Origin of the sequence: Patulibacter brassicae (assembly GCF_033949425.1) — a bacterium.
Classification (GTDB): Bacteria; Actinomycetota; Thermoleophilia; order Solirubrobacterales; family Solirubrobacteraceae; genus Patulibacter; species Patulibacter brassicae.
The window spans coordinates 1-11,173 of the sequence record NZ_JAXAVX010000025.1 but is presented as its reverse complement, the minus strand read 5'-3'; the positions used below and the strand labels follow the sequence as shown (position 1 = coordinate 11,173).

The 11,173-nt window shown below is 76.5% G+C and carries 9 protein-coding genes; 6 read left to right on the top strand and 3 right to left on the bottom strand.

Annotated features, from left to right (window positions below; genetic code table 11):
* Positions 1-208 precede the first annotated feature (208 nt).
* Both SK069_RS20065 and SK069_RS20060 read right to left on the bottom strand, forming a co-directional pair.
* Positions 209-1,024, bottom strand: coding sequence for a glycosyltransferase family 2 protein (locus SK069_RS20065; protein ID WP_319956052.1), 816 nt, complete (start codon positions 1,022-1,024; stop codon positions 209-211).
* Positions 1,021-2,013, bottom strand: coding sequence for a class I SAM-dependent methyltransferase (locus SK069_RS20060; RefSeq protein ID WP_319956051.1), 993 nt, complete (start codon positions 2,011-2,013; stop codon positions 1,021-1,023). Before SK069_RS20060 ends, SK069_RS20065 begins: the two co-directional genes overlap by 4 nt.
* A 223-nt stretch (positions 2,014-2,236) precedes the next feature.
* On the opposite strand from SK069_RS20060, the gene SK069_RS20055 reads away from it, so the two are divergent.
* Entirely contained in the window at positions 2,237-2,941 is a 705-nt protein-coding gene (locus SK069_RS20055; protein WP_319956050.1) for a hypothetical protein, read from the top strand.
* 51 nt (positions 2,942-2,992) lie between these two features.
* Here the strand turns inward: SK069_RS20055 and SK069_RS20050 are convergent, their stop codons facing one another.
* Positions 2,993-3,295: a peptidoglycan-binding domain-containing protein gene (locus tag SK069_RS20050; protein ID WP_319956049.1), complete on the bottom strand. Its 303-nt coding sequence runs from the start codon at positions 3,293-3,295 to the stop codon at positions 2,993-2,995.
* 254 nt (positions 3,296-3,549) lie between these two features.
* Here SK069_RS20050 and SK069_RS20045 point away from each other — a divergent pair, with 254 nt between their 5' ends.
* The 5 genes from SK069_RS20045 to SK069_RS20025 all read left to right on the top strand — a co-directional run bounded on the left by SK069_RS20045 (position 3,550) and on the right by SK069_RS20025 (position 11,022).
* Positions 3,550-4,548, top strand: coding sequence for a hypothetical protein (locus tag SK069_RS20045; RefSeq protein ID WP_319956048.1), 999 nt, complete (start codon positions 3,550-3,552; stop codon positions 4,546-4,548).
* Between the two features lie 181 nt (positions 4,549-4,729).
* Positions 4,730-5,653 carry an acyl-CoA desaturase gene (locus tag SK069_RS20040; protein WP_319956047.1) on the top strand — a complete coding sequence of 308 codons (924 nt, stop codon included), beginning with the start codon at positions 4,730-4,732 and terminating at the stop codon, positions 5,651-5,653.
* 183 nt (positions 5,654-5,836) lie between these two features.
* Positions 5,837-6,610 carry a FadR/GntR family transcriptional regulator gene (locus SK069_RS20035; protein WP_319956046.1) on the top strand — a complete coding sequence of 258 codons (774 nt, stop codon included), beginning with the start codon at positions 5,837-5,839 and terminating at the stop codon, positions 6,608-6,610.
* Between the two features lie 291 nt (positions 6,611-6,901).
* Positions 6,902-10,684, top strand: a complete 3,783-nt coding sequence (locus tag SK069_RS20030) for an indolepyruvate ferredoxin oxidoreductase family protein (protein ID WP_319956045.1) — start codon at positions 6,902-6,904, stop codon at positions 10,682-10,684.
* 80 nt (positions 10,685-10,764) lie between these two features.
* Positions 10,765-11,022, top strand: coding sequence for a hypothetical protein (locus tag SK069_RS20025; protein ID WP_319956044.1), 258 nt, complete (start codon positions 10,765-10,767; stop codon positions 11,020-11,022).
* Positions 11,023-11,173: the final 151 nt, after the last annotated feature.

The window sequence follows — 11,173 nt, the reverse complement described above, 5'->3', positions numbered from 1 at the left end:
GCCCCGACCCGAGCATCGCCGGGACGACCGCCCCAGCCACCGGCATCGCCACGGCTCGGGCCACCCGGAGAGGGCCGGGCCCCGACCCGAGCATCGCCGGGACGACCGCCCCAGCCACCGGCATCGCCACGGCTCGGGCCACCCGGAGAGGGCCGGGCCCCGACCCGAGCATCGCCGGGACGACCGCCCGGTCGCGGCGACGACGGGCTCAGGACGGGATGCCGCTGTCGCCGATCGTCGGCGCGTCCGGCGGCGGGATCTGGCGGGGCGCCGGCGTGAAGCGCGGGTCCGGCACGAGGCGCAGGCGGTGCAGGAGGAGACGCACGCCCGTCCACATGGTCTTCATCGCGTAGACGGACGCCGGGCGGAGCTTGATCGACGAGGCGTCGTCGAAGTACCGCGTGCGACACGGCACCTCCGCGATCCGGAAGCCGAGGTGCGAGGCCTGGTAGAGCACCTCGCTGTCGAAGCTGAAGCCGATCGCGTTGCGCAGCCACGGCACCTGCAGCAGGAGCTCGCGGCTGTAGGCCCGGTAGCCGGTGTGGCACTCCGCCAGGTGGGTGCCCATCATCCGGTTCTGGAGCGCCGTCAGGCCCTGGTTGGCGTACCACTTGATCCGTGGCATGCCCCCGTCCAGCGCGCTCTGCGCCGTGGGCAGGAACCGCGAGCCGAGGACCATGTCGGCCTCGCCGTCGACGATCGGGCGGACCATCGACGGGATGAGGTCCGGCGCGTACTGCCCGTCGGGGTGCAGCATCACGACGATGTCCGCGCCGCGCTGCAGCGCGTGGAGGTAGCAGGTCTTCTGGTTCGCGCCGTAGCCGGCGTTGTGCGGGTGCCAGACCGTCTCGACGTTCAGTCGCTTCGCGACGTCGAGCGTCTCGTCCGTCGAGGAGTCGTCGACGAGGATGAGCTCGTCGATCCACTCCCGCGGGATCGCGCCGACGGTCGCCTCGAGCGTCTTCGCCGCGTTGTGCGCGGGCATGACGACGATCGTCTTGTGGTTCGGGGCCGCCTGGCTCATCGCTGCTCCGTCGCCGGTCGGGGTCCGGTCGTCCCGGCCGCGTCGCGCCGACGCCGGGCCTCGAGGTAGATGCTCGCGCCGCGCCCGTCGGCCGCCTCGGCGACGGCGGCGAGCGCCGCGAGCGGGAGGGTCGCGCCGGCGGCGGCGACCGTCCACGCGCGCGTCCCGGCGTCGATCGGTGCCGACCGCGCATCGGGACGGCGGATCGCGTCGTACAGGTCGGCCGTGCCCGGGATCCGCCCCGCCAGGCCGTGCAGCGCGCAGAAGACGCTCTGCCCGGCGCGCAGGTGCCCGACGGTCTCGATCGCGAAGCCGTCCTCCCGCAGGCCGCGGACGAGCGCCTCGGGGTGCAGGTGCACGAGGTGGCGCGGCTGGTCCCACGCGAGCCAGCGATCGCCGAACGACCGCGCCTGACGGCTCTCGGCGTTCGGGCAGGCGATGAGCAGCAGGCCGTCGTCGGCGAGCAGCCGCGCGGCGTGGCGGACGGTGTCGCGCGGATCGGCGAGGTGCTCGATGACGTGCCAGAGGACGATCGCGGCGGCGCCGCCGTCCGGGCGCTCGAGGTCCGCGAGCGCCGCGTCCATGAGGTCGGGGCGCGACGAGCCGCCGCGCTCGAGCCCGAGGACCGGGCGTCCACGGCGCGCGAGCGCGTCGAGCAGGTGCCCGTCGCCGGCACCGACGTCGATCACGAGACCGGGCGGCGCGACGCGGTCGATCCGGTGGGCGATCGAGCCGCGGGTGATCCGCAGGATCGCGTCGCCCGGACCGCTGAATCGCCCGCCCTCCGGCCGGTACCAGCCGGCGTAGGCCGCGTCGAGCTCGGCGGCGTCGGGCCACGGCCAGGTGAGCTGGACCCCGCAGCCCGAGCACCGGACCCGGCGCCCGCCCGACGGCGTGGCGGTGGCGGTCGACGTCGCGCACCACGGGCAGCGCGCGGGCCCCGCCGGCGGGGCGCTCGTCGGCTCCCCCGTCGTGGTCGCGCTCGGCACGCGGGGATCGTAGTCGCAGCGCCCCCGCCTCCGCCGCGCCCGTCCCCCGGCGCGACGCGCGCGGCCGGCCCGCCGGCGGCCCCGCTGTGCCACCCTGTCCGACCCCGTGGAGCCCGCCGCGCCCCCACCCCGCGACCCCTCCCCGGACGGGCGCGAGCCCCTCCTGCACGCCCCGTTGCAGGGGGTTCCCGCGCCGTCCGACGAGCCACCTACGGTGGACCCCATGGCCTCGACGCTGTCCGTCCCGACGCGTGCCGGCGACCGCCTCGTCGCCGGCCACCATCCGCTCGGCACGTCGACCGGCCACCTGACCGAGCTCCGCGGCCACTGGGACCTCCTCGTCACCCGCGCGCTCGGCGTCTCGTCGATCGTCGTCGAGCTCGCCGCGCTGTCGGAGCCCGAGTTCCTCACGCTCTGCGACTGGCTGTCGGAGAGCGGGCGCGAGCTGCCGTTCCGCTACCTCTCGGTGCACGCGCCGTCGAAGCATCGGCAGCTGCCCGAGGCGGAGCTCGTCGAGCGGATCGCGGCGCTGCCGCGCACCGTCGACGCCGTCGTCGTGCACCCGGAGACGATCGAGCGCGTCGAGCGCTACGAGGCCCTGGGCTGGCGCCTCGTGCTCGAGAACATGGACGCGCGCAAGCCCGACGCCCGCACCGCAGCCGAGCTCGAGCCGTACTTCGACGCACTGCCCGAGGCCGGCTTCGTGCTCGACGTCGCCCACGTCGCGTCGATCGACCCGACGATGGCCGAGGCGGATCGGCTGCTCGACGCGTTCGGCGAGCGGCTGCGCCACGTGCACGTGAGCTCGGTCGACCCGGACTGCCACCACGTGCCGCTGACCGCGCAGGACGAGGAGCGCTTCGCGCCCGTCCTCGGCCGCTGCCGCGACGTGCCGTGGGTCCTCGAGGCCCCGCTGCCCCCGCGCTGAGGCCGGGCGGCCCGGCGCTGTCGGGCTCGCCGCGGTCCGCCACCGGGCCGCTCACCCGAGGAGCTGCGCGGTGGCGGCGCCGACGACGCCGCTCTCGGGCAGGCCGTTCGTGGACTGGAAGCGGCGCACGGCCGCAGCGGTCGCCGGGTTCCAGCGGCCGGTGGCCGCGCCGGGCGCGAGCAGGCCGAGCGCGACGAGGCGCGCCTGGGCGGCGGTCGCCGACAGCGCGGGGACCGCGTCGGCGGTCGCTGCGACGCCGGGCAGGAGGGCCACGGCGAGCAGGCCGGGAGCGACGGAGCGGCGACGCGAGCGGCGGAGGCCGGGCGACGCGAGCGGGTGGGCGAAGGTGCTCATGGTGCAGGCGATGCTCGAAGGCGTTCCGGACGGCGTGCAATCGAACGTGCGTTCTGCCCCGGAGGGCCCGTCGCCACGGGCGTTCGCGCGATCTCCCTGCATCCGCCGGGGTCGCGCGCGAGCGGCCGAGAGCGGGCCGGCCGACGGTGCCGACGGCGGTCGCGCCGGCCGGCGGCGTCCCCTCCGCCGCCTTCCCGCGCGGCGATCTCGGCGTCCGTGGCAGGGAAACGCCGTCGGGGGACGTACCCACCCGCGTGGACGACAGCCCCCACGGCGCCCTCGAGCGGCTCGCGACCCACGGTCGACGCGGCTTCCCGCATCTCCTCGCCGCGCGCGCCCGGACCAGCCGGGACCTCGACGAGATGCAGCGTCGCCTCCGCGACGTGCCGCTCGACGCGGGCGCCTCGGTCGTGCTCATGGGGTCGTGGGGCCGCCGCGAGCGCACCGCCGGCAGCGACGACGACTTCCTCATCCTGCTCGACGGGGCGGAGCGGGACGGCGCGCGGCCCGCGGTGACCGACGTCGGCGGGGTGCTCGGCGTCGGGGAGGCGAAGCCCGGGACCCAGGACGTCTTCGGCGTGCAGGTGTTCGTCGACGAGCTCGTGGGCCGGATCGGGCTCGAGCACGACTCCAACGCGAACCTCACCCGACGGATGCTGCTGCTGCTCGAGTCGCTGCCCGTCGTCGGGGCGACGGCCTACCGCGACGCCTTCTCGCGGGTCGTCGACGGCTACGTCGCGGGACAGGCGAAGGACTACCGGCCGCCGCGCTTCCTCCTGAACGACCTCATCCGCTACTGGCGGACGATCTGCGTCGACTTCGCCGGCAAGGAGCGCGAGAGCGAGCGCAAGTGGGGCCTGCGCAACGCGAAGCTCCGGCTGAACCGCAAGCTCCTCTTCGCGGGCGGGCTGATCCCCGTGCTGCGCTGCCACCAGCACCGGCGCGACGCCCAGCGGACGTTCCTCCTCGACGAGCTCGCCGCCCCGCCGACCGACCGGCTCGCGGCCGCCTTCCTCGCCTACGGGGCGGTCGACACGGGGCTGCGCGCCCTGGGCGCCTACGACCGGTGGATCGGGCTGCTGGGCGACCCCGAGATCCGTCAGCACCTCGAGGCGCTGACGCGGACGGCCGCCGCCGACGACCCGACCTTCGACGAGGTCCGTCGCCTGGCGCGCGAGTTCGAGCGCGGGCTCGTGGCCCTGCTCTTCGAGACCGACCTCGGGCCGCTGGCCCGCGAGTTCGTCGTCTTCTGACGTCCGCGGGTCGCCGGGGGGGGGGGGGGCACGGGCCGCGCCGCTGCCCGTCCTCCGGAGGGCCGCCCGGCAGCCGGTCGGCGTGCTCGGCCGCGGCTTCATCACAACGCGCGCAAGAACGCCCGCGATCTTCTCGCCCTGCGCCGCAGAACCGCGCGCCTCCTGCGCATACCGTGGTCGCATGAAGCTCTCTCGCGCCACGCGGGCGATGAACATCGTCGTCGTCGTGCTCCCGTTCGTCGGGGTCCTCACCGCGATCGCCCTGCTCTGGGGGTCGCACGTCACGACCTTCGACCTGGCGATGCTCGTCGGCACGTACCTCATCGGCGCCTTCGGGGTGACGATCGGCTTCCACCGCCTCCTGACGCACGGCGCCGTCCAGGCCAAGCCGTGGGTCCGCTACGGCTTCGTCATCGCCGGCTCGACGGCGATCGAGGGCCCGGCGCTCATCTGGGCCGCCAACCACCGCAAGCACCACAGCCACACCGACCAGGAGGGCGATCCGCACTCCCCGCACGTCGGCGGCGGCGAGGGCCTCCGCGGTCTCCTCCACGCCCACATGGGCTGGCTCTGGTCCTCGAGCGTCGAGCACGGCACGCCCCGCAAGCACTGCCCGGACCTCGTCCGCGACCGCGGCCTCGTGCGGATCTCGAAGGCGTTCCCCTACATCGCGCTCGCGAGCCTCGGCCTGCCGTTCGTCGCCGGCTGGCTCTACCACGGGACCCTCGGCGGCGGCCTGCAGACCTTCGTCTGGGCCGGCCTCGTGCGGATCTTCTTCCTCCACCACGTGACGTGGAGCATCAACTCGATCTGCCACTTCTCGGGCTACACGCGCTTCGACGTCGACGACCACTCGCGCAACAACCCGTTCCTCGCGATCCTCTCGCTCGGCGAGTCGTGGCACCACAACCACCACGCGTTCCCGCGCTCGGCGAGCCACGGCATGCGCTGGTACGAGGTCGACCTCTCGGCGCTCGTCATCCGGGCGTTCGTCGCGGTCGGGCTCATGAGCAAGCCGGTCTTCATCAGCCGCGAGCGCCAGGCGGAGAAGCTCGCCGGCGCCGGTGGGACCTCGGGCGCGCTGGCGTCCGAGACCGCCGCCTGATCGTCCCCCGAGCCGCCGCGTCGGGCGCGCGGCTCGCGGCCTCGCGACGGGACGCCGCCTCGCCGTCCCGTCGCGCCGCCGCTCCCCTGGCGCGCAGCCGCCATCCCGGTCCGCGCGGCTGACCGCCGGATCCTCGTCCATCGCCGGCGGGCGTCCGACCCGCCGCGAGTATGCTCAGCGCCGGTGTTCCAGCCCGTCGAGACTCGCCGCACGTTCGAGGGGGCCGTCGAGCAGATCACCGAGCGGATCGCCCAGGGCGAGCTGCGCGAGGGCGACCGCCTTCCCTCCGAGCGGGACCTCGCCGCGCTGATGCAGATCAGCCGCCCGACCCTCCGGGAGGCGATCCGGGTCCTCGCCGACGCCGGCGTCGTGGCCGTCGCCCCGGGCCCGGGCGGCGGGATGCGCGTCGTGAGCGAGTTCGTCCCGCGCGACCTCATCCAGCGCGGGTCGCGCATGCGCCTCTCGGAGATCCCCGGGGTCCTGGAGGCGCGCCGCCTCGTCGAGCCGCGCGTCGCCCAGCTCGCGGCCGCCCGCGCGTCGGAGGAGGACCTCGCCCGGCTGGAGGACCTCCTCGCCCAGCAGCGCGCGCTCGTGGCCCGCGGGCGGTTCAGCAGCGAGGAGGACCGCTTCCTCCAGCTCGACACGCGGTTCCACCTCGCGATCGCCCGGGCGTCGGGCAACACGACCGTCTCGTCGCTCATGCGCACGATCCTCGGGCGCCTCGAGATCGCGCGCGACATGGCGCTCCACGTGCCGCTCGTCCCCGACTGGACGCTCGACGTGCACCAGCGCACCGTCGAGGCGATCGCCGCCGGCGACCTCGAGGCGGTCGACCGGGTCATGGACGAGCACCTCGCCCAGCTCGAGCGGACGTGGGAGCGCGAGACGGGCCGGACGCTCCTGCGGCGGACGCCCGAGTTCCTGCTGCCGCTGCGGCGCGACGGCGATCCCGTCTGAGGATCCCCCGTCCGGTCGCCGACCGCGGTAGGCGACCCCCCGAGCATCGGAGGCCCGAAGGTCGGCGCGCGGACGGGCGGTCGGCCGACGGGCGAGGGCCCGACGGACGGAGCCCCGCCGGTCGCCCCCCGCCCGTCGGGCTGACCCCGCGTCAGGCGCGTCCCGGCGACGGCGCGCGCGGTTCGATCGCTCGATGCACCGGGCCGACTCCCCCACGCCCGGCCGCGACGGCCCGACCGTCCGTCGCGCTGGGTTGCCACGACGCGCCAAGTGTGGTCAGATCTCTTGACCATGAGGGAGATGCTGGCGCCGGGGAGCGATCTCGCTCCCGCGATCGGCGCGTTCCGGCTGGAGGACCGCTACGCGATGGCGAGCGGGCGCGCCCACACGACCGGTCTCGGCGCCCTCGTGCGCGGCGTCGTCGACGCCCTGCGCGACGACCGCGCGGCCGGCCGGCGGAGCGCGGGATTCGTCTCCGGGTACCAGGGCTCGCCCCTCGGCGCGGTCGACCAGGAGGTCCGCCGCGCCGCCGGGCTCGCGCAGGACGTCGAGCTGCGCTTCCGCGCCGGCGTCAACGAGGAGCTCGGCGCCACCGCGGTCTGGGGCACCCAGCTGCTCGCCGGACGACCCGGTGCGCGGGTCGACGGCGTGCTCGGCGTCTGGTTCGGCAAGGCTCCCGGCCTGGACCGCGCGGCCGACGCCATCCGCCACGGCAACCTCATCGGCACCGACCCGGCCGGCGGCGTCGTGGCGCTCGTCGGCGACGACCCCGCCGCGAAGTCCTCGACGCTGCCGTCGGCGTCGGAGCCGACGCTCGCCGCGCTGCAGGTGCCCGTCCTCTACCCCGGGGACGTCCAGGAGGCCGTCGACCTCGTGCGCCACGCGGCCGCGCTCTCGCGCCTCTGCGGCCTGTGGGCGGCGGTGAAGGTCGTCACCGCCGTGGCCGACGCCCACGGCACCGTGCGCCTCGCGCCGGAGCGCGTCCGCCCGGTGCGGCCCGAGCGCGCCTGGCCCGCCGACGCTCCCTACCGCCACCGGCCGAGCGCGCGGATCCTCCCGCCGACGAACCTCGAGCTCGAGCGCTCCCTCGTGGAGGTCCGCCTCCCGCTCGCCGTGGACTACCTGCGCGCGAACGGGCTGAACGTCGTGCACGGGTGCGCGGACGAGCGGGCCGAGATCGGGATCGTCGCCGCCGGGCGCACGTGGCACGAGCTCGTCCAGGCGCTGCACGACGTCGGGCTCGACGAGCCCCGCCTGGCCGCCGCCGGTGTCCGGCTGCTGCAGGTCCGGGCGCCGTGGCCCGCCGACGTCGAGGGCCTGCGGGCCTTCGCGGGCGGTCTCGACGAGGTGCTCGTCGTCGAGGAGAAGAGCCCGTTCCTCGAGCCCCAGCTGCGGGACGCGCTGTACGGCCGCCCCGGGGCGCCGCGCCGGATCGTCGGCGCCCGCGACCACGACGGCACCCCGCTCGTGCCGGCCTCCGGCGAGCTCGACGCCGACGCGATCCTGCGCGTGGTCGGACCGCGCCTGCGTCCGCTGCTGGCCGAGGACGAGCGGCGCCGGCTCGACGCTCGGCTGGACCGCCTCGCACCGGCCGCCCCGCGCACCCGTCCGGTGACGCTGCCGCTGGCGCCCCCCGGGGACGCTCCCGCCCGGACGCCGTTCTTCTGCTCGGGCTGCCCGCACAACACCTCGCTGCGCACGCCGGACGGCGTCGTCGTCGGCGCCGGGATCGGGTGCCACACGATGGCGCTGCTCGATCAGACCGGGAAGGGCGAGGTGCTCGGCGCGACGCAGATGGGCGGCGAGGGGGCGCAGTTCGTCGGCCTCGACCCGTTCGTCGAGCACGAGGGCGCGTGGGTGCAGAACCTCGGCGACGGGACCTTCGCGCACTCCGGGTCGCTCGCGGTGCGCTTCGCGGTGGCCAGCGGCGTGCGCACGACCTTCCGGCTGCTGCACAACGGGGCGGTCGCGATGACCGGCGGCCAGCGGGTCGAGGGCGGGATCGGGGTCCCCGAGCTCACCCGGCTGCTCGAGGCCGAGGGCGTCGTCCGCACGATCATCACGAGCGAGCGGCCGGAGGCCTACCGCGGCGCCGCGCTCGCCGCGAACGCCGAGGTCCGGGACCGCGACGCCGTCGGCGAGGCCCTCGCCGAGCTCCGCGCGATCGACGGCGTGACCGTGCTCCTCCACGACCAGGGCTGCGCGGCGGAGAAGCGCCGTGCCCGCCGCCGCGGCACGCTGCCGACCCCCGCGGCCCGCGTGACGATCAACGAGCGGGTCTGCGAGGGCTGCGGCGACTGCGGCGCGAAGAGCGGCTGCCTCTCGGTCGAGCCCGTCGAGACCGAGCTCGGCCGCAAGACGCGGATCCACCAGTCGTCCTGCAACGTCGACGGCTCCTGCCTCGCCGGCGAGTGCCCGAGCTTCCTCACCGTCGTCCCGGCCGAGCGACGGCGCGGCCTCGTGGGCCGGCGCGCGCGCCGCCGCGCCGCGGCGACCGCCGACGCCCCGCCCCCGAGTGCGCCGGTCCGCCCTGAGCCGCCGGACGACCTGCCCGCTCCGCCGTGGCGGGGCGGCACGGACGGCCGCGAGGTGACCGTCCGGCTCTGCGGCGTCGGCGGAACGGGCGTCGTGACCGTGAGCCACCTGCTCGGGGTCGCCGCGCTGCTCGAGGGCCGGGAGGCACGCGGGCTGGACCAGACCGGCCTCTCGCAGAAGGGCGGCAACGTCATCAGCGACGTGCGGATCGGCGACGCGTCGATCTCGGGCGGCGCGCGGGCCTCGCGCGGCACCCTCGACGCGCTCCTCGCGCTCGACCTCCTGTCGGCGACCGTCCCGGCGCAGCTCGCCGGCGCCGACGCGGAGCGCACGCGGGCGGTCGTCTCGACGAGCCGCACCCCGACCGGCCGCCAGGTGATCGATGCCGGGGCCGCGGTCCACCGCAGCGGGCCGCTGCTGGAGCGGGTGCTCGGGCGCACGCGGGCGGCGGACGCGGTGGCGCTGGACGCCGTCAAGATCGCGGAGGCGCTCGTCGGCGACCACCTCGCCGCGAACGTCGTCGTGCTCGGCGCCGCCGTCCAGTCCGGCGCCGTGCCGCTGCGGCCGGCGTCCCTGGAGCGGGCCATCGAGCTCGGCGGCGTGGCGGTCGCCGCGAACGTCGCCGCCCTGCGCTGGGGCCGTGCCGCGGTGGCCGCGCCGGAGCGGCTGGCGGCGGCGCTCGCGTCCGTCGAGCGACGCGATCGAGGCATGGACCTCGCCGAGCCCGCCGCGCCCCTCGCCCTGACCCGCGTCGTCCCGGCCGGGACCGCCGGCGACCGCGACCGGGACGCGGAGCGCCTCGCCGCGCTGGCACCCGCGCTGCGCGCGGCCGTCGACGCCGTCGCGCCCGCGGACGAGCCGGCGGCCGCGACGCTGCGCCACGTCCTCGCCGTGCGGGTCGGCGAGCTCGTCGCCTACCAGGACCGACGCCTCGCCCGGCGCTACCTCGACGAGATCGCAGCGGTCGCCGCGCGCGAGGAGGACCGCGTTCCGGGGTCGCGCGTGGCCACGACGGCCCTGGCACGCGGGCTCTTCCACCTGCTCGCCGCCAAGGACGAGTACGAGATCGCGCGCCTGCACCTCGATCCGGCCGAGCGGGAGCGGGTGCGCCGGACGTTCGGCCCCGGCGCGCAGGTCCGGATCCAGCTGGACCCGCCGCAGCTGCGGCGGTGGCGACGCGGGCGGGGCAAGCTCGGCGTCGGCGGCTGGGCGACGCCGGGGCTGCACGCGCTGCGGGCCGGCCGGCGACTCCGCGGCACGCCGCTGGACCCGTTCGGCCGCAGTCCGGTCCGGCGGACCGACCGGGCGCTGCCGGCCGAGTACCTCGCGCTCGCGGGGCGCGCGCTCGACCGGCTGCGACCGGAGACGGTCGACGAGGTGACCGCGCTGCTGGCCCTCGCCGAGACCGTCCGCGGCTACGAGCAGGTTCGCCTGGACGCCGTCGCCCGCTTCCGGGCCGCGGCCGCCGCGGCCCTCGAGCGGCTGGAGCGCCCGGGTGCCGCGAGCGACGCGCGGGGCGAGAACGTGCCGATCTCGTGACGACTTCGTGACGCCGGCGCGGTTCGGCGGGCTCGCCGACCGACGGCGAACGTATGTTCTCCTCCCCGCTGGAGCCCGCGATGCCCGCACGACCCCCGACCCATTCCCCCGCTGACGACGACCGGCGCTGGCAGCAGGCCGCGCTGGGCGTCCTGCTCGACGCCTACCCCGCGGCGCTGCACGTCGACGAGCTCGCCCGGGAGCTCGACGTCACCGCGAGCGCCGACCCCCTCGATCGCGCGGTCCGCGACCTCGCCGGGGCGGGCCTCCTGCACCGCCACGGACCGTTCGTCCTGCCGACCCGCGCCGCCGTCCACGCCGCGGCGCTGCTCGGCTGATCGCGCGTCGCCGGCCAGGCTCAGGGGACCGGAGGCCGGCCCTCAACCCGTGATGCCGACCATGGCGGCAGGGTGGGCGGGGCCAGGCTCAGGGGAACGGGGACTGGGCCTCAACCCGTGATGCCGACCATGGCGGCAGGGTGGGCGGGGC

What these genes read in the sequence shown, in the direction of transcription:
- SK069_RS20030 (WP_319956045.1), top strand. Translation starts at nt 6,902, where the DNA reads ATGAGGGAGATGCTGGCGCCGGGGAGCGATCTCGCTCCCGCGATCGGC.
- SK069_RS20025 (WP_319956044.1), top strand. Translation starts at nt 10,765, where the DNA reads ATGCCCGCACGACCCCCGACCCATTCCCCCGCTGACGACGACCGGCGC.
- SK069_RS20050 (WP_319956049.1), bottom strand. Translation starts at nt 3,295, where the DNA reads ATGAGCACCTTCGCCCACCCGCTCGCGTCGCCCGGCCTCCGCCGCTCG.
- SK069_RS20055 (WP_319956050.1), top strand. Translation starts at nt 2,237, where the DNA reads ATGGCCTCGACGCTGTCCGTCCCGACGCGTGCCGGCGACCGCCTCGTC.
- SK069_RS20040 (WP_319956047.1), top strand. Translation starts at nt 4,730, where the DNA reads ATGAAGCTCTCTCGCGCCACGCGGGCGATGAACATCGTCGTCGTCGTG.
- SK069_RS20065 (WP_319956052.1), bottom strand. Translation starts at nt 1,024, where the DNA reads ATGAGCCAGGCGGCCCCGAACCACAAGACGATCGTCGTCATGCCCGCG.